Origin of the sequence: Vibrio sp. MarTm2 (assembly GCF_027587055.1) — a bacterium.
GTDB lineage: Bacteria > Pseudomonadota > Gammaproteobacteria > Enterobacterales > Vibrionaceae > Vibrio > Vibrio sinaloensis_D.
In genome coordinates, this window is the sequence record NZ_JAPPTK010000002.1 from 557,919 (window position 1) to 584,180 (window position 26,262).

The 26,262-nt window shown below is 45.4% G+C and carries 22 protein-coding genes; 5 read left to right on the top strand and 17 right to left on the bottom strand.

Annotated features, from left to right (window positions below):
* The first annotated feature begins 137 nt into the window (after positions 1-137).
* Entirely contained in the window at positions 138-692 is a 555-nt protein-coding gene (locus OH458_RS06970; protein WP_269977744.1) for a hypothetical protein, read from the top strand.
* A gap of 87 nt (positions 693-779) precedes the next feature.
* Here the strand turns inward: OH458_RS06970 and OH458_RS06975 are convergent, their stop codons facing one another.
* Both OH458_RS06975 and OH458_RS06980 read right to left on the bottom strand, forming a co-directional pair.
* Positions 780-1,748: a chromosome partitioning protein ParA gene (locus tag OH458_RS06975; RefSeq protein ID WP_269977745.1), complete on the bottom strand. Its 969-nt coding sequence runs from the start codon at positions 1,746-1,748 to the stop codon at positions 780-782.
* Positions 1,745-3,073, bottom strand: coding sequence for a sphingomyelin phosphodiesterase (locus OH458_RS06980; protein ID WP_269977746.1), 1,329 nt, complete (start codon positions 3,071-3,073; stop codon positions 1,745-1,747). Before OH458_RS06980 ends, OH458_RS06975 begins: the two co-directional genes overlap by 4 nt.
* Positions 3,074-3,256: 183 nt before the next feature.
* Between OH458_RS06980 and OH458_RS06985 the strand changes: the two genes are divergently transcribed.
* The 4 genes from OH458_RS06985 (at position 3,257) to OH458_RS07000 (ending at position 9,125) form a co-directional block, all read left to right on the top strand.
* On the top strand, positions 3,257-3,595 hold the full coding sequence (locus OH458_RS06985; RefSeq protein ID WP_269977747.1) for a GFA family protein: 339 nt from the start codon (positions 3,257-3,259) through the stop codon (positions 3,593-3,595).
* Positions 3,596-3,830: 235 nt separating this feature from the next.
* Positions 3,831-6,260: a M9 family metallopeptidase gene (locus OH458_RS06990; RefSeq protein WP_269977748.1), complete on the top strand. Its 2,430-nt coding sequence runs from the start codon at positions 3,831-3,833 to the stop codon at positions 6,258-6,260.
* A gap of 409 nt (positions 6,261-6,669) precedes the next feature.
* Positions 6,670-7,656, top strand: coding sequence for a cytochrome-c peroxidase (locus OH458_RS06995; RefSeq protein WP_039476891.1), 987 nt, complete (start codon positions 6,670-6,672; stop codon positions 7,654-7,656).
* Between the two features lie 188 nt (positions 7,657-7,844).
* Positions 7,845-9,125 (top strand): DEAD/DEAH box helicase, encoded by a 1,281-nt coding sequence (locus OH458_RS07000; RefSeq protein WP_005470718.1) that lies wholly within the window; start codon positions 7,845-7,847, stop codon positions 9,123-9,125.
* Positions 9,126-9,138: 13 nt separating this feature from the next.
* Here the strand turns inward: OH458_RS07000 and OH458_RS07005 are convergent, their stop codons facing one another.
* The 15 genes from OH458_RS07005 to OH458_RS07075 all read right to left on the bottom strand — a co-directional run bounded on the left by OH458_RS07005 (position 9,139) and on the right by OH458_RS07075 (position 26,016).
* On the bottom strand, positions 9,139-10,032 hold the full coding sequence (locus OH458_RS07005; RefSeq protein ID WP_269977749.1) for a homocysteine S-methyltransferase family protein: 894 nt from the start codon (positions 10,030-10,032) through the stop codon (positions 9,139-9,141).
* An 89-nt stretch (positions 10,033-10,121) separates the two neighbouring features.
* Positions 10,122-10,619, bottom strand: a complete 498-nt coding sequence (locus OH458_RS07010) for a copper resistance protein NlpE (protein ID WP_269977750.1) — start codon at positions 10,617-10,619, stop codon at positions 10,122-10,124.
* A 186-nt stretch (positions 10,620-10,805) separates the two neighbouring features.
* Positions 10,806-11,654: a tetratricopeptide repeat protein gene (locus OH458_RS07015; RefSeq protein ID WP_269977751.1), complete on the bottom strand. Its 849-nt coding sequence runs from the start codon at positions 11,652-11,654 to the stop codon at positions 10,806-10,808.
* Positions 11,655-11,790: 136 nt separating this feature from the next.
* On the bottom strand, positions 11,791-12,456 hold the full coding sequence (locus OH458_RS07020) for a helix-turn-helix transcriptional regulator (protein WP_269977752.1): 666 nt from the start codon (positions 12,454-12,456) through the stop codon (positions 11,791-11,793).
* A gap of 89 nt (positions 12,457-12,545) precedes the next feature.
* Positions 12,546-13,424, bottom strand: coding sequence for a hypothetical protein (locus OH458_RS07025; protein WP_269977753.1), 879 nt, complete (start codon positions 13,422-13,424; stop codon positions 12,546-12,548).
* Entirely contained in the window at positions 13,414-15,894 is a 2,481-nt protein-coding gene (locus OH458_RS07030) for a fimbria/pilus outer membrane usher protein (protein ID WP_269977754.1), read from the bottom strand. The genes OH458_RS07025 and OH458_RS07030 overlap by 11 nt, the downstream gene beginning before the upstream one ends.
* On the bottom strand, positions 15,875-16,549 hold the full coding sequence (locus tag OH458_RS07035) for a fimbria/pilus periplasmic chaperone (protein WP_269977755.1): 675 nt from the start codon (positions 16,547-16,549) through the stop codon (positions 15,875-15,877). Before OH458_RS07035 ends, OH458_RS07030 begins: the two co-directional genes overlap by 20 nt.
* 1 nt (position 16,550) lies before the next feature.
* Complete coding sequence (locus tag OH458_RS07040) at positions 16,551-17,255, bottom strand: molecular chaperone (protein ID WP_269977756.1); 705 nt, start codon at positions 17,253-17,255, stop codon at positions 16,551-16,553.
* A gap of 66 nt (positions 17,256-17,321) precedes the next feature.
* A complete protein-coding gene (locus OH458_RS07045) occupies positions 17,322-17,816 on the bottom strand; it encodes a hypothetical protein (protein ID WP_269977757.1) in 495 nt (164 codons plus the stop codon).
* A gap of 85 nt (positions 17,817-17,901) precedes the next feature.
* On the bottom strand, positions 17,902-18,402 hold the full coding sequence (locus OH458_RS07050) for a hypothetical protein (RefSeq protein WP_269977758.1): 501 nt from the start codon (positions 18,400-18,402) through the stop codon (positions 17,902-17,904).
* A 186-nt stretch (positions 18,403-18,588) separates the two neighbouring features.
* Positions 18,589-19,194 (bottom strand): alpha-ketoglutarate-dependent dioxygenase AlkB family protein, encoded by a 606-nt coding sequence (locus tag OH458_RS07055; protein WP_269977759.1) that lies wholly within the window; start codon positions 19,192-19,194, stop codon positions 18,589-18,591.
* 19 nt (positions 19,195-19,213) lie between these two features.
* Entirely contained in the window at positions 19,214-20,158 is a 945-nt protein-coding gene (locus tag OH458_RS07060) for an endonuclease/exonuclease/phosphatase family protein (RefSeq protein WP_269977760.1), read from the bottom strand.
* A gap of 142 nt (positions 20,159-20,300) precedes the next feature.
* Positions 20,301-20,687, bottom strand: a complete 387-nt coding sequence (locus tag OH458_RS07065) for a DUF3574 domain-containing protein (RefSeq protein WP_269977761.1) — start codon at positions 20,685-20,687, stop codon at positions 20,301-20,303.
* Positions 20,688-20,762: 75 nt separating this feature from the next.
* On the bottom strand, positions 20,763-20,963 hold the full coding sequence (locus tag OH458_RS07070; protein ID WP_269977762.1) for a hypothetical protein: 201 nt from the start codon (positions 20,961-20,963) through the stop codon (positions 20,763-20,765).
* A 19-nt stretch (positions 20,964-20,982) separates the two neighbouring features.
* Positions 20,983-26,016, bottom strand: coding sequence for a diguanylate cyclase (locus tag OH458_RS07075; RefSeq protein WP_269977763.1), 5,034 nt, complete (start codon positions 26,014-26,016; stop codon positions 20,983-20,985).
* Positions 26,017-26,262 lie beyond the last annotated feature (246 nt).

The window sequence follows — 26,262 nt, forward strand, 5'->3', positions numbered from 1 at the left end:
TTGTGCTTTTTTGGTAAAAGAGGTTAGCGAAGGAGCCAGTCGTGCACATGCGCTGAATATTAAATAAATTAATTGATAATAATTATCATTACTATATCTTTAATGTCTCGCGATAAACTTCAATCTTGGAGACTAAAATGGGACATTCCGACATCACACAACTTCTGATTCCAAAAAGCGACTGGGTATATCCAGATCTCTATTTGTATGAAGGTGAAGACCGACTGAAATTAAGCTTGGAAGGAGCCATTCAGTTTAGTGGTTTAAATAGTATTGGTGGGGTCGTGCTCGGCTTTCGGATGATGCAATATGCGGTGCAACTGTCCGCTGGAGACTTCCCGCTGCAGCGTGACGGCATTAGCATCTATACGGCGTTTCCTGGCCGCGGTGTCCAAGACGCTTTTGAATATACCTGCCGAGCGCTGCGAGATCGTCGCTACTGCTGCGATACGACATTGAATCACCCTGCCGCCCAATCTGGTCAACGTGGACAGTTCTTGTTTACCATTCGAGCCAACGAGCAATCGATGGTGATGACACCAGCGAATGGTTTGCCTCGTCAAACCTATTTTGAAGCCGATCGCCAATCACAAGATAGCCGCGAAGCTGCGGCAAGATGGCGAGATGAGAAGATAAACTTCGCCAACACGCTGTTGAGCTTGCCGCCAGAAGAGTGCTTGCGCGTATTGTAATCATGAATTCGAATTAGTGGCTGTCGCTTACATTCTGGTGAGCGATATGCCTTCTTTCTACGTGTTTTTTATCCATTGATTTCGGCTTTAGCTTGCAAAGAAATCACGACGAAAGCTCGCGATCTGCTGTTGGTAATAGCTCTGCCATTTCGACTCTGACATGTGGGCATGGCTGCTTGAACGCTGGGCTTCTAGGGTAGATTTCAGCTGTTCTAACTCGTATTGATAGTCACGAACTTGCTGTTGCTGATCGACGATTTGCTGCTTGCGAGCTTGAATGTCGTCACTCTGTTGTTGCGTCAAGTATGTTTGCGCAAGAGCCTGAACTAACGCCTCGCGTTCGCTATGGCTAATATGGTTCGGAATTAGCGTGACGGCTCGTTCGTATTTTGCTTGCTCACTGGCTAATCCCAGAGCTTCCTCACTGCCTTGCCAATTTTTCACTAAATCGTCAAAGGCTTGCACGTAGTCTTGCGCGGGCGCAGCGCCTAACTGTTCTAACTGTTCTGCCTGTAAACTGAAGTCGTACAGCGTAAACTCATCGGCAAAAATCACTTCGGCCAATTCACCCCATATCTTTCTTGCTTCCGCTTTGAGAAGGGCAATGCGAGAGGCGAGCGGTTGCTGATCATCAAACAACAAATTGCCGACACTTTGCTGCCATTCATTATTGAGCCGATGGTAGTTCGCGATCAAAGCAAACCGCTCGTTCGATAAACGGCTTTCCAATTCGGTAAGTTGAGATTCGCAGTCGTTGCGAGTTGTGCATCGATGCCAAAAGGATTCGATTTCACCTTTCAATGCTCGCCCCTTTGTGCCATTTAACACTTCAGCAAGCCCATTGGTTGGGGATGTTGAGTGTTTTCTTTTTGACTCTGGTTGTTCGTCTGCGCTTTGAACTGAACTTGCAAAAACGTCGTTGGGCGATGGATTTTCTGCCTTATTTGAAGAGAGGGCTATCGGTAATGGCGCTTCTTGATTCTCATCCCCAGCCACAGAAACCCAAACTATGCCCGCCAAAATGGCGGGCACAGAGATTAGTAGAATACGCTTCATGGCTTGATCACGGCGCTAACAGGGAAATGATCCGACAGATTGTAGTGTTTCCACAAACTCTCAGCTGTAGAGCGCGGTACGTCGACACGGTTATCGTTAAATGACTTCACGCCATATTCATTACTCACCATCACGTAGTCGAGGTACTCCACATTCTCGCCACCGGATAGAGCCTCACCGGCAAAGTTGTTGATGCGAGGATCGAAGGTCGAAGCCGTATAACCAGAATACTGGGGCTCGATTGCACTCAAGTTGGCAATCATCTGCTGGTAGTCACCAGGGAACTTCAGTTTGTTGACGTTGAAGTCACCACTGTAAACCACAGTTTCACCGCTTGGGATGTTCAGAGACTTCGCCATAGCACGCATCTGCTTGAACTGACGCTGACGATACTCACGTGCGGTGTCGGTATCAAAAGAGGCGGTATGCGTTGCGAACACGTGGTAAGCCTGACCGCCTTTAATGATCTCCGCATAGTTCACGCCTTTATCGGCAAAGCAATCCGTACCCGAACAATCTGGGAAGACGTATTGAGCCTGATTGACGATAGGGTAGCGGCTCACGATGATCACGCCGCCGTCATGGATGTTAAAGCCATCTTTGTCCAGCATCTTTGTTTGGTAAGGGTAGTCTTTTGCGAGCTCGCGCAAGAAGGCATCACGACCACTGGCAAAGACCTCTTGCAGCGCTATGACATCGTAGCCTTTGACGTAGTCAGGAATCAGTTCGTAACGATCGCCAATGTGAGAAGCAATCGCCGGAAGTGCCCAGACGTTGTAAGTCATCAGCTTGAGGTTTTGCTCATCGTTGTCGACGACTTCATCTACCTTGTTAGGCGTGATGGTGTAGTACAAATCATCATAGCGAGCTGTGCTGGCAGACTTAAACGCCAGTTCTGACGTGCGGTCACCGAATGCATCGGTACTAGAGCGGTGAATACTGCGATCGTCTTTTAGCGCGAGATCCACATCCGCCGCAGAGACGCCGTATTTAATGCTTGAGTTGTACCAATGACCTTGCATTACTTGATTCAAAGTGACGCTTTCACCTCGCGGGTTAGAAACCACGGTGTCGAAGCGATAGTGCTGGCCAGACTTCACGCCCTCCCAGCGGTTAAAGCTCAATATTGATTTGGTTTCCCAAGGGCCGAGCACTTGCACATGCTGTTGCCATTCTTCACCGTATTTCAGTAAATCACTGCCTTCGTGTTTCACTTGAATCGTTAGCGGCTGAGCTGAGTTATTCGTCAGGTATACATCCGTATCTGCTAAGCTAGGTAGCGTAACCAAAGCGCCTAGCAAAAGAGTCCACTGCGTCAATTTCATCTTGTTTTTCCATAGTTTGTGTTAGAGCAATCATTCTTATTTATTAATATGACTGGCACGTTAAATATGGATGACAAGTGACGATTCACCAGAAAGAGTTCACGAGTTGTGATCTTTATTCGGATTAAATTAAGGGATTTGTGGTTAGTTATTGTATCGATATAGTTAGAGATAAGAGTGGATATGGAAATCTCCTGCCATTGCGGAAACATCGTTGTTAAAGCGGATTTACCGAAAGAGATAGCATCATGTAATTGCTCTATCTGCCGCCGATACGCAGCATATTGGGCGTACTACTCACCAGAGCAAGTAACGGTTCGTTATGTGAAAGAGCCTTCTGTCTTTTACATCTGGGGAGACAAAGAAGTAGAGTTTCATCGCTGCAATCTGTGTGGGTGTTTAACACACTATGTTACGACAGAGACGTGCGATGCTGATGTTGTAGCGATCAATATGCGAATGGCAGAAGAGGAAGTCTTGAAAGATATCCCGCTAAGACTCATTGACGGTAAAAATTACTAACCAAAGCCAGGCTCAAGTCTGGCTTTTCTCTTTCTAGTCTGGTGACTTTATCTTTGATATTTCAATCAGTTGTGCAACACCTTCCAGGTATATAGCCGGAAAAACCTTTATAAATTAGAGTTAAATATCTATTTTATGAACCGGTTTCATAAATTTCATGCAACTCAATTCATTTTGGATGCTGTAGTGAATATAACAACGCGCTCAAATATATAACTAATCAATGAGTGTTGTTATGTCTCATACCCGTCTATTCCCACGTCATCGCTTGGCGCTCGCTTGCATGCTTGCTGGTGCTTCCAGTTTCTCATTCGCTCAAGAGCAGTGTGATGTTACCGATCTTCAACGAGCTTCTGATCTTGCGTCTGCTGTGTCTGAAGCCACTCATCATTGTTACAGTGATTGGTTTTCTGCCCCCGCTGATTCACTCGACGATATCTACAGTGAAGCGAGCTTAAGCCGTATTCAAATCGCGTTAAATCAAGCCATCGCAAGCTATCGCGGTGAAGCAGAACAAGCGCGCAAACTCGAAAACCTTGGTGAGTTTGTCCGCGCGGCTTATTACGTTCGTTACAACGCGCAACAGCCGGACTTTTCTCAGGCACTAGGGCAACGTTTTGCTCAGTCGATTAATGCGTTCTTAGCCAATCCACACGCATTAGACCAAGGGCGCGAACAAGTGGGGGCGATGAAAAGCTTGACGTTGATGGTCGACAATGTGAAGCAACTGCCTCTCACGATGGATGCACAACTTGCGGCGCTTCGTCACTTCAATCGTGAGACGGCGCAAGACACACAATGGGTTGATGGGCTGAATAATCTTTTCCGTGCGATGGCTGGTCATGCCTCGCGAGATGATTTTTACCAATACATGGCGAGCCATGTACAACACATTGATACGTTAGCAGCGTTTGCTCGTGATAATACTTGGGCATTGGATACCGATTCGAGCTTCTTGGTTTACAACGCCGTTCGCGAAACCGGACGTTTACTAGCGAGCCCAAACCAAGCCACTAAAGAGAAAGCTCTGCGTGCTATGCAGCAAGTGATGGAGCAAAACCCGCTTGGTAGTGAACACGACAAGTTATGGCTGGCCGCCGTCGAGATGATGAGCTTTTACGCGCCAGAGGGGTTGAATGGTTTGGATATCGAGCAGGCGAAACGTGATTTGGCGGCTCGCGTACTGCCTAATCGTCATGATTGCCAAGGACCTGCGATCATTCGTTCTCAAGATCTCTCGCAAGATCAAGCAATTCGTGCCTGTGACGTGTTGGCTGAAAAAGAGGCTGACTTCCATCTAGTGGCGAATACGGGCTATCAACCTGTCGCAGATGACAACAATGAGCGAGTTGAAGTCGCCGTGTTTGCCAACAATAGCAGCTATGTGGATTACTCCTCTTTCTTGTTTGGCAACACGACAGACAACGGCGGTCAGTATTTGGAAGGTAATCCGGCACAAGCAGGCAACGTGGCGCGCTTTGTCGCTTACCGCTATGACAACGGTGAGGCGCTCTCTATTCTCAATCTAGAGCATGAATATGTTCATTATCTCGATGCTCGCTTTAATCAGTATGGATCGTTCAGTGACAATTTGGCGCATGGCTACGTTGTTTGGTGGCTAGAAGGCTTTGCTGAATACATGCATTACAAACAAGGCTACGATGCGGCGATTGGCTTAATTGCTGGTGGCAAGATGAGCCTATCGGATGTATTCGAGACCACTTATTCTCACGATACCAATCGTATTTATCGCTGGGGCTACTTAGCGGTACGCTTTATGTTGGAAGAGCATCCGCAAGAGGTAGATAGCTTACTGGCGCTTTCTCGAACTGGTCAGTTTGCTGAGTGGGCTGAGCAGGTACAGTTATTAGGTGAGCAGTACAATGATGAGTTTGACCGTTGGTTAGATTCTGTCTCTAGTGAACCACAGCAGCCTGAACCGAACCCAGACCCAAATCCGGGTGAGCCGACAGAGCCTTCTGATCAATTAACGCATCTTGCAGCAAATCAGAGTGTGGTGCTCAGCGGCGCAGCATACAGCGAGCAACTGTTCTATGTGGATGTGCCAGAGAACACCACTCATTTTGATGTGGCAATTCATGGTGATAGCCAAGGTGACGCAGATTTGTACATCAGCTTTGAAAAAGAAGCCCATTACTATGACTTCGAATACAGCCAATATGGCGATGGCAGCAACGAGATAGTCACATTTGAGCCGGAGCAATCGGGTTACATCAAACCGGGTCGTTACTACATAAGCATTGCGGGACGTTCGGACTTTAATGACGTAACGTTAAAAGCATCATTGGAAACAGAAATTCCAGCGCCACCATCACAAGAGCAAGATGACTTAACCCCAGTGGTATTGGAATCTGGCCAAGCGCAAACCTTAACTGTGCACCAACAACGCTACGCTGCGGTTTATGTACCGCAAGGCGTGCAACAAGTACGAGTATGGCTGACGGACAAGTCAAGACGCGGCAACGTTGATTTATACGCCAGCCAAACCTATTGGCCAACCAAGGGGCAGCACGAGTACGCATCCAACTATTGGGGCAGTAATGAATACCTAGAGGTTCCGGTAACGGAGGCGGGGTATGTGCACTTTTCACTGGTTGCCGATGGACAAGGCGACGATGTTGAGATGGTCGTCTATTTCCAGTAGTGGAAACCAAGCAAAGCCGAGCAGCTGTTCGGCTTTGCAACGTCATTAGATTGGTTGAATTAAGAAGGTCAGATTAGCTAACGAGTTTATACTGTTCTTAAACTTATGATTTACATGACGTTATTTGGTTGGTTTTCAATGGAAGATCGTTAATTGATGTAGGTCAATCTTATCACTGATTGTTTTGTTAATAAATTTGTTTCATAAGTGTTAATAAAAGTCTGCGCGCTACATCTGCCGTAGTGTTCAAAAATCAATCAGTTTTAACATCGTTTTTTACCATAAAAACTATCGATTTTTTGCATTTCATTGCTCAAATCAATTCTATTACCGTGGTTTCCAGAGCGCATCAATAAGAAATTGCGCCACTCTAGTGAGATATACCATCACTTGAAAAGGAAGCCATGCTATGAAAACAGTGATAGCTGCCAGTCTCTTAACTGCGTTGTCGTTTTCTGCCTTTGCCGAGCGGCAATCGAGCGAGCCAATCCAAGTCATAGAGCCTGTTGTTGGCTTGGACCAGAGCAAAGTCGACTTGGGTAAAACACTTTGGTTTGAGCCACGTTTATCGGCCTCGAACACCATCTCTTGTAACTCTTGCCATAACCTAGCGAAAGGTGGGGTAGACAACCTCCCAAGTTCCATTGGTCACAAGTGGGCGATAGGTCCTATTAACTCTCCAACTGTCTTGAACTCCGATCTTAACTTCGTTCAATTTTGGAACGGCAGGGCGAAAGATTTGCGCGAGCAGGCGGCGGGTCCCATTGAAAATCCATTGGAAATGGCGTTCAGCCATGATTTAGCGGTTGATACGTTACAGTCTATTCCCCAATATCAGGCTTGGTTTAAAGCGGCTTATGGCGTCGACACGATTACAATTACTGAAGTCACCGACGCGATTGCCACTTTCGAGCAAACACTTCGCACACCCAACTCGCCCTTTGATCAATGGCTTAAAGGGGATGACAGCGCGCTGACTACCGCTCAAATTGAAGGTTATCAGCTCTTCAAAGAGAAAGGGTGTACCGCGTGTCACAGTGGCCCGCTTGCTGGTGGTCAGATGTACCAGAAAATGGGACTCGTGAAACCGTTCGCGACCGATAACCCAGATATTGGGCGCAAAGCCATTACTGGAAACGAGTTTGATAAGTTTGTCTTTAAGGTTCCAACCTTACGAAACGTTGAACTTACTTATCCCTACTTCCATGATGGTTCTGTTTGGCAGCTGGAAGAAGCCGTTTCGATGATGGCGGATTTGCAGCTGGGCAAAAAGCTGACTAAAGATGAATCCGGTAAGATTACTGAGTTCCTCAAATCGTTAACCGGTGAGCAGCCGAGTATTACGTTGCCACACTTGCCGCCTTCCGCTGACGAGACTGCAAGACCTAACATCTAGCGTTCTAGAGCCCTTCATTGGGCTCTTTTCGTTTATGTTGCTGGCAAATTTCGACAAGTTCGCTGCGATTTTCACCGTTATGTTGACTAAATTTAAAATAACTCCCCAATGATTCGAATATTGCTCTATAATCTGCGACCGTTATTTTGGTTATGCTTTGAATTAGCCGTTAGCTTTAGGAACAACATATGTCATTTGCATCACAAAACTTTTCTCCAGAAATCGTGAAAGCACTTACAGAGTGTGGCTATGAGAAACTGACTCCAGTCCAACAAAAGGCGATCCCTTTTGCTCGTAAAGGGCATGACATTCTAGCTAATGCGCAAACTGGCACAGGTAAAACTGCAGCGTTTGCTCTGCCTATTGTTCAGAACATTCTGGATAATGAAAAGCCGCGCCAGCGTCACCAAACTCGTGCGGTCATTCTGGCACCAACTCGCGAGCTTGCGGCGCAAATCGCATCAAACATCCAAGATTACACCAAGTACACAGACGTGAAGACCGTGGCCATTTACGGCGGCGCGAAAATGTCATCTCAACAGAAAGCGTTGGAAGCTGGCGTTGATGTGTTAGTCGCGACTCCTGGTCGTTTGATTGAGCACATGGATATGAACAATGTGTCGCTAGCGAACCTTGAGTTCTTAGTTTTTGATGAAGCTGATCGCATGTTGGATATGGGCTTTATCTCTGCGATTGAGAGCATTATGGCGGGCGTTAATACTAAGCCACAAACGATGCTTTTCTCCGCCACATTCTCAGCTCAGATGAATACCTTGGCGGGCAAAATTCTTCGCCAACCAAAACGTGTTTCCGTCGCGCGTGAAAACGTGACTGCCGATACGATTGCGCACGTGGTTTACCCAGTAGAGCAAGAGCGTAAACGTGAACTGCTTTCTGAACTGATTGGTCGTAAAAACTGGCAGCAAGTGTTGGTGTTTGTAAACTACAAAGAGACAGCGAACGAGCTTGTGAAAGAGCTAAAGTTAGACGGTATTAAAGCGGTACTTTGCCACGGCGATAAAGCGCAGAGTGCACGCCGTCGTGCTTTAGATGAGTTTAAATCGGGCAAAGCGCGCGTGATGATTGCAACAGACGTGGCCGCTCGTGGTCTCGACATTCAAAATCTGCCACACGTGGTGAACTTTGATATGCCATTCTTAGCGGAAGATTATGTGCACCGTATTGGCCGTACTGGACGTGCGGGTCAGCGAGGAAACGCGGTATCTTTTGTAAACCGAGAAGAAGAGCTGACGCTGCAACAGGTTGAGACCCTAATCGGCCAGCGTATCTATCGTAAAGAGCTAGAAGGGTACGAGCCGAAAAACCGAGACGCGCTACTAGAACGTATGCACACTAAGCCCGCGTTTAAGAACCGCAGAACGCGTCAAAACAACCCAAGTGATTCAAACCAAGGGGCAGCAGAGCGACGCTCTCGTTTACGCCGAATGATTCGCAGTAAAAATTCTTAAAAACAAAAGGAGCCTAGATGGCTCCTTTTGTTTTCCATTCCGCCAGTACTTGTATGTACTCAGGTCCGATACCACAGCACCCTCCAATGATTTCAGCCCCAGCTTGTTGCCAGGTTTTAGCAAACTCTAGATAGTCTTCTGGGGTGAGAGCACGAATGCTTTGCAAGCTACCGTTGGCTTGATGATCAGGAGTAATGATGTCGAAATTATTCGCGTATGCTCCGATAGTGATTTTGGCACCCTTTTGGTCAAATATGGTTTTGGCATCGATGACGGCTTGTTCAAGTACTTCGGGGATTGAGCAGTTAAATAGCATGCCTGACGCACCGCTCTCTGCGACTTTTAGAGCAGCGTCTGTCACCGTTTCACCAGAGCGCAACTGGGCGTTTTCCCCCAGCGGTTCATCCATCAAGGTAAATGCGTAATGACAGGGCTTATCAGAGTTTGACAGTAACCCATGATTGGTCTCAAACTCTTTAATTGAGGCCAGCGTTTCGACCATCCAAAGATCAATGTATGGCGCTTGAGCTTGGATAAGTGTCTCAAGAATTGGCGTCGCTTTGGCTACATCGAAAAGATCCGGACGATAACTGCCCATAGCGGGTGGCAAGCAGCCCGCGACCAACACTCCTTTATGGTTGTCAGCCACTTTTCGCGCTATGTTTGCAGCACTTCGGGCGAGCGCAGCGCCTTGTTGCTGGAAGCGCTCATCACCAAGGTGAAAAGGCACACAAGCGTAAGCGTTGGTAATTATGATCTCTGCCCCGGCTTCGACGAAGCTTTGGTGCACTTGGGTGACGTGTTGCGGTGATTCTAGTAGAGCTTGAGCGCTCCAGAGTGGTTGGGAAAATGGGGCGCCTACGCGTTTAAGCTCGCGTCCCATTCCTCCATCTAAGATGGTGAGCATTTCATCATTCCGTACAGCTAATGAGTCGATAGATTACTTCTCATCATAGAGTGCTCCTCGCAAAAATGAAATGCTCTTTGACCGTGAGCTTACTGTTTCTGCAGTTGATAGTGCTCTGCGAGATCACCTTTAACGCGTTGACCGTTTTTATCGAGCATGAACAAGATGTTTTCGCCGACGAAGAATTGATTTGCGCCAGTTTCATTTTCAAGCGTGATGATGTTGCCCTCATCATTCCAACTCAGTTGGCCATGAGATTCAAAGAAGCCATCCTCTTTACCTAAATAGGTTTGATTTACGCTGTAACTGCCGTCATGGTTGAGAGTGATTTGTGTTTCAATGCCTTCGCAATCTGCACAAGGTAAAACCCCGAAGTAGGTGCCGTTCCAATCTAACGCGTTGTTCGCGGTGTGTTGGTCAATCACCTCAAAATCAGTCTCGGTTGACTCCTGAGTTGGGGTTGCGGCTTCTGCTTCCGCAACGACATTGTCCATTGAAGCTGATGTCTCGTTTGTCTGCTCATCTTGGCAGCCCGCCAGTGCGATTGCTGCGACGCTAAGACCCACCATTAAAATTACTTTTTTCATCTGACTATCCTATCTATTGGGGAAGTGCAGCAATGGTAAGTTATGACACTGAGCGCTCGTCAGAACTGAGTGAGATCATTTACAAGTTTTAGTGAGTTTATTAGCCAAACCATAACAATAGCCAAAGGAGGGCTACGGGCGGGGGCTTGATGTTTAGGAGCCAGCGAGTTCACTGGCTCCTAAACATCAATCATCAAGTACAGGAAGTAGGGCATCAAAGTGAGGGTTGCCATGTAGCCCTTCAAGGTCTGGCTCGGTGTTGATCAAGTCTCTGATCGAAGGGGTCACCTCTATTGCATGTTCTAGGTCTTCAATGGCTTGCTCCTCAACACCCAATCGCGAGAATGCACATGCGCGTTGATATAAAGCAGGGCCGTTTGTGGTGTCCAGCTCAAGAACACGGTTACACAGGCTTAGTGCCCAGTTGTACTCTTTGATTTCCATTGCTGCGTCGGCTTTATAGGTCAGTGCTTCGAGGTCACCTGGACGAATGTTTAAGATCTCGTCATAGACATCGATACGTTGTTCGGCAGTCGGCATACTTTGCGCGCGAAGCCAGAGGTTATGGATCTCGTTAATGCGTTCAATTTCTTTGTTGTTTTCGCTGATGATGCGGGTTTTACGTTTCAAGTCACGTTCTAGAGCGCTGAACTTTTTCTCGTACTCACCTGCGATTGCGTCAAGACGCTTATCGGCCATCTCTTTGGTGTTGTTTTTAAATTCGCGAAGGGACTGCCATCCCACAAACGCGATAAGAGAAGCGACACCAGCAATAATATAGAAGAAGTAGGTGACCGTGACGTTGGCATAGTTAAGAGACTTATCTGCGACCGCAAGTTCTCGGTCTGTCATTTGGATAGTAAGGCGTCTTTCTAAATCTTGCTGATCCTGACGCAACGATTTGAGCTCATCGATGATGTAGCGCTCCATCAATGGGCGATCGAGCAGATCACTCTCTGAGTACTTGGTGGATTCGGCATGGCTAAGGGAAGCGAAGGTGAGAAAGAAAGCTATGAAAAGAGGAATTAATCGCATAATCAATGGGTACTGTTGTCGTTCTCAATAAGTAAACAGTAACAAAATCAAACGCAGTTGAGTATGGTTGGGCGGAATTAATCCGAGATTAGGGGAGGGAAATGACTGATGGCAGCACCATCAGCCATACACCCAATCAGTTGCTGTGTTCAAAAAACTGATTCGATACTTTATTGATGACCTCTTTTCGACAACTGACATTGAGCTTTTTGTAGAGCTTATACACGTGAGTTTTCACGGTACTCTCCGCCACAAAAAGCGCTTCAGCAATTTCCAAGTTGGATTGCCCTTGAATAATGCGCTCCAATGTTTGCTGCTCCCGTTTAGTTAAGGTTGTGTTCAACTCTTGATAGTTGATGGCATAGGGTCGAAACTCATTGAGCATCTTTACCATCAGTTTACGCGGAAGCCACATGTCATTGTTGCTAACGGCATCTAAACAGCGAAATAAATGATCAATCGGTGCCTCTTGGTAGAGAATGCCTTTGAGTCCCCGGTAGCGACACAACTCTATGTCGACACCTGTCTCAGGGACATCATAAACAATCAGGGTAGAGGTTTCCTGAGAGAAAAAATCAATCAATTCGCTTGTTGCATTGCTTAACACGTTGTATGAAACAAGAGTAATAGTTCTTTGGTTTATTGTTTGAACACTATCGTCACAAAAGTATTGTGGTAACTTCCTCGTAAAGCGGAATTTGTTTTTCTTTTCAATTTCTCGTCGAATAAACTGATTCTGTATACAGTTAAAACCAACCAGCACCACATCCAAAATTTCTCCATTGTTCTTGTTCTTTACCATGACCAACCTCGTGATGATATTTGTCCCTGTCAACATAGACCACGGAAATGTCAGCAGCTAGGTCATATTTGTCTCACGCATGAGAATTCTCAGGGTTGGAGAGTCAAATTCGGCTCAATCGAGATCTGTATCGTGTCTCTGTATTTGCCTCCAGGCCTATTGTTTGTGTCACCCACCTCAAATTGAATGTCCATTGGTGAGCCAGAAGTGGGCTGGTTACGAGTGAGTTGGGCGATGGTTTGTCTTAGGTCTAGTCGCCGTTGTTCGATACTCATTGAGTAGTCGATATCCCAGTTATTGTCGTCGCTCTCATGCCGGAGCTTTCCTTGGTTGTCTGAGCTTACCGATATTGAATAACCGGAGTTGGTTTGGACCCAAAGTTTAGGTGCGGAAGTAATGATTTTATGCGAACTCAGTTCACCCATATCCAATTGGTAATAATTCTGAGCCAAACCATAAAACTGAATTTTTGCAATTGGTAGTACAGTCATTGAAATAGGCAGTGTTTTGGTGAACGTTAACGATGAACTTGTTGATGGCTGGTTGAGAAGGCTTACTTCTAGTTTGCCCTGATAGTTTCCGGCCTCAATCCATTGGAGTGAAGGGTAGCGCAGTTGAAATGTGGTTGTAGGTTGTTGGCTTGTCAGTTCAACTTTCCATTGGTTACCGCTTAAATGCCCTTGGCCAAACCACTCAAAAATTAACGCTTCGTTCGCTCCGTTGAGAAGGCTTTTGTTTCCGTCTTCAAGTTCGACTGTGATGGTTGCAACGCAATCTTGTCCGATAAATTCAGCGGCAACTCTGTAGTTGTTTGATACTGAGAACTGAGAGGAGGAAAGTACGTTGTAGTTTGTCTGCTCGGACAGAGTTTCTAGGGCTAACCCTCTGAGTTCACATTGACCAAAGGCGAATGTTGAACAGAGCATAAGCGAAAGTGCCAAAGTTTGTGCATGGATTTTATTCAACATATAAATCTCCTAAGCGAATGAGAACCTCACTGTTTGGGCTAAGCGTTATGGTGACTGATTGCTGACGTTTGTTGCTTAAAATCAGTGTGTATGCGCCCGCTTTTAGGCCAGATATTGCGAACAAACCGTTTCGGTTAGTGAAGAATTCAATTGGGTCTTGTGTTTCGTCAGTGCGATATGCTTTGCCTGCAATTAGCGAAATTGGCGCATTTGTATTTGGGTCAATGAGGGTACCGATTACCGTTAGAACGGCATCAGAGCCCACTTGAAGTAAGTAGCCTTGTTTATATCCTGGGTTTAGCCAAAAAGCACCGTCACCTAAGTCATACCCAGGGGGCAGGTCTTCAACGTCGTAGGTGAGTAGTCTTGTGTTGTATGCAACTAAATCAGGGACAAGTGCGCTACTCTCACCATCACTGTGCACACGTGCGTGTTCACCACCATTGCTGGGTTCTATGGTGAGGCGGTTTTCTCTGAGACTCGAGTGCTTAGTGACGATAGCAAAGGCATCCCGGACTGGGCGACCAACAGCAAGTTTAGTTCCGGCAAAGGCGATGGCACTGCTGAGTTCCACACGGGTGTTGTGGCTTCGAGTCTGCTCACTGTAACTATCAACACGTGTAGTATGATCCGCGTTAGCGATGAATTGATTCCCAGTGTAGTTGACTCCCATGTCAACACTTGTATCGACATCTCGGTTGCGTGTGATTGAGGCGAAACTCGACACACCACCAGTGTTCCCAATGTTATTTTGGTACGTGTAGTCAAGTGAGGCTTGGTCAGTGTCGCTGTTGTAGCGCCCAACCAGTCGAGTTGTTTTACCAAACGGCCAACTTAGCGTGATGGAGGCGCTCCAGTCGTCATCCTCGATTTTATTGTATCGATAGTTGAGTTTTGTGCTCCAAGTCGCCGGTGTCGCAAAGAAGGAACCAGACAAACTGGGACTTACGGTGACATAGTCTTTGTCTCGGTCGACTCCAGAACTATAACCAACTGAAAGAGCGGATCGTATGTTGTCTACCAGATACATCGAACCAAACAGTGACGCATAATGGGTAGTCGGATTTATAGGGGAGTCAGTCACGTCGTGGCTATTTACGCCCGCATAATGCTCGGATTGATACTCATAAATGAAGCTTAATTGCGGTCTTAGGCGATTATCATCATCAAACTCCGCGTCGAAAGCGAGACGGTAAGCACGCCCAGAACCCAATGTCGGATGGTGACTAAAAGAGGGAGAAAACTCGGTTACACCCAACGGCGAGGCAAGCAGAACCGTTCCACCATATTGGTACAGATCGTCTCTGGTTTGGGCGTTTATTCCCCCGGTCATCCAAGGTGTAAAGCCGATATCCAAGTAGCCATGAAAAACCTTTTGGTCCGTTAGGTACTCAATTTGTCTTTCTTTGCGTTGGCTGGGTACTCCGTACATTACGCTGTATTCAAATTCCCCAGAGTTAAGAAGATCGTTACCAGTAGCAACGGAAAACTCTATAAGCTCCTGAGCGCCACTTGGGTCGGTAATGAGCAGTTCTACGTCATTGTTTCCCTGCGCTAATGGAATATCGTTGAGGTTATAACTACCCGCGCCAAGAGTGAGGCGTTGTACGACGACGCCATCGACCACAACGTCAACACTGGATGTTCTTTGTAACGTAAAGGACTGATTGGCTTTTGGTCTTACATTGCGTGTTGGTATGAGTGTAAAGTCTCTTGTTATGCCTAGCCCGAATACATCGGTTGCATCTTGCAATAGTTTTCCTGTGTTGAACATATCGCCTACAACGACTCGAGTTCCTTGGCTTGGGATATCGAAATTCAACCGTGTTCCTTCACGTACATAAATAGAATCACTGTTGGTGCTGTTTTCAAACGCAGATTCATATTCTAGGTTTAGCTTGCCTAGAGTGAAGCCCGCGTCAAATCGAGAGCTATACGAGTCGATGCGCTCTCTGTCAACGTCGATGGATTGGCTAGTATTCGCATTGACACTAACGTTGAGGTATCCAGAGACAAACTGTGGTGAGAGGTACTCGAAACCACTATTATCCTTCTCCAGTGAAATATTTCTTGTGAGCCCTGCATCGGATGGCACGGTAATGATGCACTCAAGCGTAGAGAGGTCGAATGTCATATCTAGCCCAGCACGTTGGAAGTCATCTTTGGTGAGACGGTTTGGATTCTGCGCTTGCTCGAGCTTTCTAATTGTCTCCTCAGAAACCAAGCTGGAAAGCAGGGTTATAGTGCTTTGTTTAGGTAGCTCGATCTCGTTATCAGCGGTAATGGTGATCAGCGCCTCGCCAAGAACGGTATCGCTGACTTTGAGTAGGGAAGAAAGCTCCAAATAACGACCCGTGGGATTTAACACGACCTCAGTTTGGCTAGCGTATGGCTTGGATATCCCTAACAACCATAGGCACAAGGAAGTAAGGAGGATGTGTCGGACAACATTAGTTATTTTCTTGGCCATAGTAATTTCCCATTGGAATATCGACTGGCTCACTCAACTCGACATAGGAATATGGAGGGATAAAATACTCGCCAAAACTATCCTCTAAATGATTCATAGCGCCAGAAGGAAATTGAAAAGACAGTTGGCTGGAATATATAAAACGATTACCATTGTTTTCCAATTTTGCTAGACCTCGGTTACTAACACGTAATATCACATTGGGTTTATTATTATCTGAATAGACATGAACCAACGTATTGTAGTGAATTTGAAAGTTGACGCTTGGTACTACACCTTGGTTATCTTCATTAGGTGTCTTGAGATTTATTTGACTGAATCTAACAAAATAACTCTCAGATTGGTCAAGGTACTTACTGTCCAACCACTGCAATCGAAAGAGTTGGCTTTCATCTGGTTTTAAAATGACGGCCATAGGAAATATAAGTAATGAACTGTCGTCGGGCTGCCGTTCATAAAGTTGGCCCTTGTCGTTGAACTTAAGTTTAAATACATTCGCTTCAATGGCTACACGTTCAGTGGAGTTGTTGGTTAGAACTATCTTTCCTGATTGATTTTTAGAAATATTATATTCCAGGGTTGTTGGTGACAGAACAATGCCATAGGAGTTGAAAGCAAATAAAGTAAATAGTAGCCCTATAGCAATTCTGTGCATATTACTCTTCCTCGGCAATATCTATTTTTAATTTTCGTACATTAAAGTTATCAATTGGTGTCATCTCAAAGAAGCGGGTAGAATATGGAAGCACTAGAGTTCCCGCAATTAATTTACTGATCTCAACGCCTTTTAAATATAGAGAATTATTTCCGTCATCCAATGTCCAGTTCGTTCTGGAGAGTCGCCCATAGCTGTCGCCGTTATTTTCAACTTCGACAAGCCATTTCGCGTCTTTTTGTGTAACGCTTCGGATGCTTAGCTTTGGATTGGTGTTCTTGGGACGAATGTTTACCAGCGTATTGAACTGTAGTAGCAAGCCCATTTGCCCGCTCTCTTCTTTAGAGTTTTCTACTTTTACCTGTTTAACCGCGACTCGGTACGACTTAGATTGAGAGATTGAAGGATCACCCAAGTATCGAACCATGACAGATTGAGAACGACCTGGTTTAACAATTGCTGTAACCGGGATAACTAAGAGGTCATCATCAGCGGGAGAAATGGTCTCATTACCATATTGGTCCATAGTCATGGAGAGTGGGTAAAGTTCGACGGTAAGTGGCTTGGATGACGTGTTGTCAATGCGCATTGTCATTTGGGCACGTTTTCCGATAGGCTCCATTTCGGCAATCATGGGCTCGACACGGTAGGCATGCGCCGTTAAAGAAACAATCAATAATCCAATAAAACTCATCCAGCGCAACATGTTTGGCTCCGATTAAAAGTTGAATAAAAAGGAGACTGCGTAAACACAGCCTCCTAACGAGTGGCATTAGTTCGAAGTAATGTTTACGGTCAACGTGTCTGAGTAACCACCTGCCCACGCAGCAGTTTCTGTTGTTGCAACGTCCAGTGTTGCAGCTACACCAGTCGCAAGAGTTGATGAGCCTGGGTATGAAATCTCGTTGGATACGTCATTTGGCCCCGGACCACCAGGCGCGTTTAAAACAAGCGCGGCCAAACCTGCAGGAGTGAAGGTTGCTGTATATGTCAGAGCGTAGTCTTCTCTATCGTCAGACTCTAGACCACCTTCCGCACTGGTGAGTTTTACGGTCGCGCCATCAATGTCGTTACATTGAATTGCTAGGGGAATAGAAACAGACTGAGTACTAGTAACCAAACCCAGATCAACAAGTTGTGTTGCAAGACCTGACACTTCACACACTGGTGCGACGTAACCGACGAGTTGTACATCGCCTGGCGCAGCGTGAATAGGTGTTGTCAAAACAGCGGTGACCGCAGCGGCACAAAAAGTTAGTTTTTTCATAAGAAAATTCCTTTAACTCAAATTGAAACATTATGTTTAGCCCGTTTCCGACGAGCTATGGAGCCTACCTAAATAGGCTGAGTTTCTACTTCACTGTACTGAGAATAGAGGGGATGATGTCTATTTCAACAGTATCTCGATAATGGCCTGCGTAGAGAAGGCCACGTTCTAACGTCACTCTCAATTCTCCAGTTGATGAGAATGGAATAACGCCAAAGCTGCTAATTCTATTTACATTAGTTAAGTCTTTACTTTCCGACTTAAAGCGAGTTTTTGTTTTGTCGATTTGTACTTCAAAAATATAATCTTCAACAATATTAGTGTTTTCACTCACTAGTTTTAGTCCTCCGTTGTGTGAAGAAACCTCAATTAGGAATGGTTGGTTGCAATACAACTCGAAAGGTAGTGTCTCTAACCTTTTATGCGAGAGGTTTATTTCATTTCCTTGATTAAAAGAAATTTCACATCGATTGCTAATGTGACCTTCGATATCCATGGTCAAAGATTGGGCGTGCAAATTAAAACCAGCTAATAGACAGGTAAATACAATGAAAATTTGTGTGTAATTATTTGCAATCAAGCTCATTGTTATTTCCAACACAATAGTCATTAACTATTATGAAGTGTACGCCGAGAGTCTCATCTGCAAGTGGTAAACTAGGTTGATATGATTTGAGAAAGTTGTAGAAAAAGTTGGAGGTTTTATCGTGGGGGTAAACGGTATTATCTATATGATCTGAAAACTAAGTGAACCTTATTTTTCTCCAGCCAACTATTCGACAAGATAACGAAAAGTAAGGTTAATTCTTGCGGCTCGCTGTTGTTTGGTTTTGGCTAACGTATGGAGCCAGTGGTGCTGCATTTCCCCAGCCATGATCAATAAGCTCCCCGATGTGAGGTCAAAGGTCATCTTCTGTTTTGATTGTTTGTGCTTTAGGTGAAACCTTCTTGTCTCGCCAAAGCTCAAAGAGGCGATTATTGGGTTTATCCCTAACTCTGGTTCGTTGTCACTGTGCCATCCATTGGAGTCTTGACCGTTGCGGTAGAGGTTGGCGAGAACCGAGTTAAACGGTGCATCGGCGGCAGATTCACAGCGGCGTTTAAGGTCAAGTAAGGTCGGCAACCACGGTTCAGGGGGCATGGTTAAATTGGAATAGCGATAGGGTGAGTCCCCGTACCAACATTGAAGTCGAGGGATCGGCATGCGTTTGCCAAAAAGCGTGATCTCATCTTCTCGCCAACGGATTTGTTGATTGAGTTGCTCGAACAATCGGCTTGCTTCGCCAGAAGGGATGAAATTAGGCGACCAAAAGAGTTTTCCATTTTCGACAGTATGCCATGTGTTTGGTGTCACAAGTGGTTGCTCGATTTGTGTCATGCTCAGTACCTCCCCTAGATTACAATACGAAACGCGTGGTTATGGACACAAACGCGTGATCGCTTGCATATTTGTCTTGCTCATAGCTTGGGTTAATAAGATGGGTATCAGCGACTTGATAGTCAATAATATCAGCGAGCGATACTTGAGAGTTTGCCTGGAACTCTTGTGAGACCAAGATATAGTCAAGAACATTTCCATTCGCAAAGTGGTAGTGAGTGGGTGTGCGCTGGAATTTCCCTTCAGCGTTATACAGCTGCCAACTGTCTACTAGTCTCAACCCACGCTCAATGCCCGTATCTTTCACCAGTAAGCCTGTTGAATCACTGTCTAATGACTGATTCATATCTCCCATAAGCAACGTTGGACAGGGGCTACGCTGATATTCATGTTCCATAAACAAACGCAGCATGACCGCTTCCCAACCTCGTTGCTGAAAAGAGAGCCAATGACCTACGAGAGGTTGCTCTTCACCGTTGTCGTCATTTTCCGTGGGACGCTGTGACTTCAAATGACAAACATATACAGCGATGTCTCCTAGTTCAGGTACCTCAACAATAGCAAAGATGGGGTGTCGACTGAACTCTGGTAAAAGGACAGGGTAGCCGCTAAACAATTCCGTCAATGGGGTGACAGGCATTACCTGCTTGATCGGAAACTTTGAGGCAATAGCGACAACGGGTTTTGAATAAATATAGTCGTCTTCCACATGTGGGGTTTCAACGGTTGCAAAGTGGGGGAAACCCATTGCGGCGCATAAACGTCTAGCCGCCTCAATGCTGAAAACTTCCTGCAGACCGATAATGTCAGCATCAAAGCTCATTAAGCGATTTTTCGTCCAACGACATTTTCCCTCCCACGCCTCTTTCTCATAGATGTTGTCAAAATCATAGAATGCCGATGGCGGCTCTACAAAATTGAAGAGGTTGGCAGTAGCGAATGTCAGTGTGTAGTCAGTCAGCAAAGTCTATTCCGTTTTAGAACCTGTCGACTTCAGTGTAACCAAATCTTTATCGATTTGCTCTTGTTCAATGAATCGTTTCTTTAATTGCGACGGGGTAGATCTGATATCGGGAAGAGCCTAACAACGATCACAATGCGTGCGGTTATTTTTGCTCGACAAACTCCCACTGAGTAACTGGGCTTTGAACCAGCATGACTGAGTCTTGGTGATAGAGCGTTGCGTAGGCATGGGCTATTGATTCTGCTTTACCGAGCTCTTCCTGTTTAAGGATGATAGTGACAATCTTGGATGTTTCTGCTTTGCCTTTCCAGTAGCCTGTCGAATCAACAATATTAAAGCCATCGAAGCGAGAGGCGATGTGGTCTGAGACAAAATCGTTCCACTCGGTTTGGCTAACGTTTCCACCGTTTGGAATAGATAAACCGAAAAATAACTGAACATGCAATACGTCAGAAGCTAGGGCTTTAAGCGGTAAGAGTAGGGTAAGTAGAATTAAACCGATTGAAAAGGCACGTTTTCCATATTGCATTTTTCATTAGTCCTTTTTTGACAAACAAATAAAAGGGCATGGAATATTAACCTATACCCTTGCACCATTTAGACTCTAGATACCCCTTAAGTAACCTTTTGCTTGCCCACATTCCATTTCCCATAGCACGCCATATTGGTCGCGCCAGTAAAAGAATGACATTGGGAATGGTGATAGGACTATCGGTGGCCCTTCCACTTCATTATCGATTCGTCCATCAGGGTATCTGACGATCTCTACGCCTGGTTGCTCTTTCAGGTATTCAAAGGCAGTCATGAGGTACTCCAAACTCCTTTTACTTCAATCGAATGACCACTTGGTTTCTGCCATTGTTTTTCGCTTCATATAGCGCTTTATCCACGCGACTCAGAAGTGAATCGATAGTGTCGGAATATAGAGCGGGCGTAACGCCAATGCTGACGGTGACAGAGTGCGCTGGGCTATTGTCTTGCTCGGCAATGACCCGACCAATTTTCTCTGCGCTGATATTTGCGGCTTCAATGTTTGTTTTGCATACGATAAGAAATTCCTCGCCTCCCCAGCGTGCGGGGGTATCTTCGGAGGATATAGAGTGTTTAATAGAATGAGAGACATTTGTCAGAATGTGATCGCCTGAGCTATGACCAAACTGGTCATTAATACTTTTAAAGTTATCGACATCTAGCATAAGAAGAGACAGAGGCTCGTTATGTTCACTCAATTGCGTTAAAGCATGCGTCAAGGTTTCTTCAGCATACCGGCGGTTATAGAGCCCAGTTAATTGATCTGTGGTCGACAATTGGTAGAGCGCTTTATTGGTTTCACGCAGCTGTTCATTCGCCTGGTAGAGTTCTTTCGTTCGCTCTTGAACTAGCCCCTCTAGGTTGTTATTCATCTGCTCAAGATCGGAAAACATTCTCGCATTTTCAAGTGAGATCGCGGCTTGCGAAGCGATAATGTTGAGCGTCTGTACTCGATCAGCTTGAAAGGCTTGAGCGGTGTGGTTGTTTTCTAAATAGAGCACGCCAGATAACTTGTTTTGACGAATAATAGGGACACAGAGAACGGATAGGGAATCCTTGTTCTCTAGGTATGGGCAGCGTTCAAACTGATTACCGTCTTCGTTTGGCGTATAGAGTACGTGGGTTTTGGCATTGATAACGTAACGAACAATCGAGCGAGATAAGCAATGGGACTTGGAGTACGGAGTGTTCAAACCACGCTTATCGTCACTGGAATCGTCAACGGTCACTTTTTGCGTCACGATGAACTCTCCGCCGGTTTCAAGTAGCAGCAAGCCTCTTGTTGCTCCGGCGTTTTCTACGGCTAGGTTAAGTAATTCCTCAGCTAAGGTGTCCATATTAATGTGCTGAGAGACCGCTTGAGAAGCCTTAAGAACAGAACCCATATCGAGTATTGACGAAAAATCTTCAGTACCCAGAGTTGAATCTAGAGTGACGTTGAAAGCCGTTGAAGAGAGAGTTTTCTGATTTATTAGGCTAGGATAACGCTCACGCAGCCATTGTACTTTACCTTTTGCCCCCCACTGCTCGTAACCTTCCAAGGCGCGAGTAAGGTATGATTGAGCCTGATATGGCTTGCCTGCGTCTTGCCAAAACAGTCCAGCGCACTCATCGGTCAGTGCTGCATCAAATAGAAAGCGAGACTCCAGGGCGCATTCTCTTGCGAGTTCATAGTGGTCAAATGCGGAAAGTACATCTTTGCTCAGTCTGAAACGTTCGGCTTTAAGCAACAGATACTTATGCTTAAAGTTGTAAGGACAAAGCTCTGCCCATGCTTCGAACTTAGCAATAATCTCATCTAACCAAGCTAATTGTTCATCGCGCTCATCCTTAGCGAGTTGACCTATGTTCGTTGCTAAATGCAGACCAGTGTAAAGGTAGCTGTCGACTTGTATGATCTGAGCTTGGACAGTGTTTTCGATTAAAGGCAACCATTCTTTGAGCGTACTGGTTGGTATGGTTTCTTTTGCCAATAATGACGCTCTCAACACAGAGTAAACAGTGTGACCGAGGAAGAATGGGGCGTTCTGGTACTCTTCCATTAGCTGAGCAGTCGAAAAGTTGTCGTCATCAAGAGAGGAAAAGGAGGGCGTTTCTCCTCTTAGATGCTTGAGAGGCTGCAAAACGATGATCTTCAGCAGTTGCGCCACATCCGTCAGGTGATTTGACGTTAGGTAGTCCAAACTCGCGGCTGATTGCTCTGCAACGTTGTCCAAAAGATCGCCAGAAGCTAACAGTACGTGAGGCATTTGCAAAAACACCCAGCCAGCATAGGGAGAACCGGATTCAAGCGACAGCTTTGAAGCATCATACCAATAGTAATAACTGCTTTTTAGCGGCTCGAGCCAATGGTTTATTCCTAATGAGAATACGTGATAGGTATAATTTTTAAATACCGGGCTCTGATATTTGTCCGCCAATCTGATAGCTAATTGGCCTATTCTGTGGCCTAGGCGGTACTCACCGCTTGAGCACAAAACGGTTGCGTAGTTTATCAGGCCTGCGGAAGTGACATTGCAGTTACCCTGCTGTAAAGATAGGCGAGTACTAATTGCCGCAACTGCAGCAAGTAATGGGCCTTTGCCTAATAAGTAGCCATCAGTAAAAGCATCGAATAATAGCTCATGAGTTAAGCTAAACTTCGGGTCTTCGTTATCACTTTGATGAAAAATATCCTCGATACTTAGGTTATCAAGCAGGGCCTCGATGGACGTTTTCTCTTTGCCAAAGAGTTCTAGCAGCGATTGGTCATCATCAGGCAAGCTTATTCCTAGTAAACGCAGTGCTTCATACTCGAATTCAACCGACTTTTGGTATAGGCCTTGATGATGGTATTGCTTTGCTTGGATATTGTACAATTGGAGTTTATCTTGCTCACTTGTTAATGAGTCTCTCAGCTTTGTATAGAGTTGTTCTGCATTATCAAATTCGCCGACAAGATAGCAGGCTTGAGCAAGCTCAAGATCAACGGTAGTCGACAGTTGTGACCTTGGATTGTCTCCTAGTTCAGTGAGAAGGTCTTTGGCATGAACTAGACAGGAATGAGCAATGGTGAAGGCGGCGGATTTTTTTGCCGATTTAGCCGCTTTTAAATTCAACTCAACCAATTCTGTTTTTTCATTCGCTGTCGCGTATTGGCAACCTTGATTTAAGTGTTCTACTAGGTCAAACAAATGGTCACCCGACTGATCACTATGGTTCAGAAGATATCGACCAATTACCCAATGCATTTCTTCACACTGCTCGTCAGAAAGTAAGCTATATGCAGCTTGCTGGATTCTGTCGTGAGAAAAAGCGAATTGGATATCGGGTAATCGCTCAGCGCCACTTGCTGTATTCAATTCAAAATGGTCATCTAAAGGTTGGATATAGCCTTGAGATACAGCGGGAATCAGATGCACTGCGACGCTTGATTTAGGTTGTTGAGATAAGCCGGATAGCAGCTCCAAGTTGAAAGTATTACCAACGCAAGCCGCCGATTTGAGTAAATCCAACGTCTCTACTGCAAGATTTACCATGTTGCTTTGTAACATTGCGATAGAGTTTTCTGCTGGAGGGGTCGCATGAATCTCATCCCAGTGAAAATCCCAATGCTTACTCACATAATTGAAAAAAATACTGCCTTTCGAATAGAGCATACTCAGCATGGTTTTATAGATAAGTGGATTACCGCCTGTTCTGTCACATAAAACTTGGTTAAGTTGTTGATTATACTCTGTTGTAAGCTCTATGGTGTCGCGTAAAAGTTCACCAATCACAGGCCCAGCTAATTCTTTCAACTGGATGTCTATGACGTTTTTACAATCGTGCTTTAGTGAAGGCATGGATATCATCAATGGGTGATGTTCGAGCACTTCGTTGTCCCGATAAGCGCCGATAACCATCAAGTTTGAACGGTTCAAGCTAGGAGCGAGCGTTTCTAGTAGAGATAAACTTGGAGGATCGATCCACTGTAAATCGTCAATGAACAGCACCAAGGGTTTGTCGGCTTTGCCTAATGCGCTGACGAGATTGAAAAATGTCGTGTTAAATCGGGTAGAGGCTGCTTCAGTTGAAAGAGCTGGAACATTGGGTTGTGGGCCAATGAGCAGTTCCAAATCAGGAAGAATATCAATCAGTACTTGGCCATTGGCACCCAAGCTCTCGACGATAAGTTTCTTCCAAGGCTGAATACTGTCTTCTCCTTCAGACATGATTTGCCGAATTAATCTGGTGATCGCTTGAGTAAACGCTGAATATGGCTGGTGGCGAAGTAGTTGGTCGTATTTACCATTCGTAATGTATCCACCTTTTGACGTTAGTGGTTTGTATAATTCACGGATGAGTGACGTTTTGCCAATGCCAGAATGTCCTGAAACGAATACGAGTTGTCCTTCTCCGTCTGCTGCACAATGAAAGGATTCTAGAAGCTTGTTTACCTCGTTGTCACGCCCATAGATTTTATCAGGGATAATTAGGCGATCATTGAGATCATTAGCGCCTAATTCGAAGGGTTCGACGGTGCCGCTTTTTCTAATTGATGCTAAACAATAACTAAGGTCAGCCTGAATGCCTTCTGCGCTTTGATAGCGATCGTTAGGTGATTTGCTCATTAGCTTAATAACGATGTCTGAGACAACACTGGGAAGACTTGGCTTAATGTTAAACAGCGGCTCTGGGTCAAGTGCGATGTGGCTATAGATGAGCTCATTGGTGTCTTTAGTACTGAAAGGGAGGTGTCCCGTAAACAGTTCGTATAACAGTACGCCAAGCGAATAGAAATCGGTTCGGTAATCCAAACCGCAGTTCATTCGCCCAGTTTGTTCTGGAGACATATAAGGTCGTGACCCTTCAACGGAAAGGGGTTTTACGATATTTCTTGCTCGGTCTGGAAACTCAATTGATGAACAGAAATCGATTAATGACACTTCTCCACCGTGGCCAATAATCACGTTGCTAGGCGAAATATCGCGATGACAGAAGTTCTGTCTGTGGACGAGTGATAGAATACGAGATATCTCGGCTCCTATTTCAAGTGCTTGCTCGAGTGTTAGGTCACGCTGCTGTTGGTATGCACGTAGAGATTGGCCTTCAATCCATTCTCTGACCAGTACAGCCGAATTCTTGAGTTCGAGGAAACCATGTGGAGTGGGAATACCTTTCCCACTAAGTGCATTAAGAATTCGATGTTCTCTACCAAGCGCAGATAAATGCTTTTGTTCTGGGAACTCGTTTGCGGGAATCTTAAGGGTGACGGCTATGTCACAGCCTTTCTTAAACCCTTTATAAATTTTGCTCTGATGTCCGTTGTAGATTTCAACTAAATCAGTGAAGCCTTCAATATCCATGTTACTTTCCTGAATAGCGCCAAGCGGGGTAAAAGGCGATGTCGCTAGGTTGTGTAAAGACACATAACCCTAAATTAGACTTAGATTATCAACTAATGATGTAGTTTATTGATAATGAGATAAGTATTCTGATTTACTTCAGTGTTTTACATCGATATTGCGAGTGGATTCTTATTTTTTATTATTCCTATTGATTGTTTTAATATTTAAGTTGGTGGTTAGTTGAGCGGTTTTATTTTTTAGTGG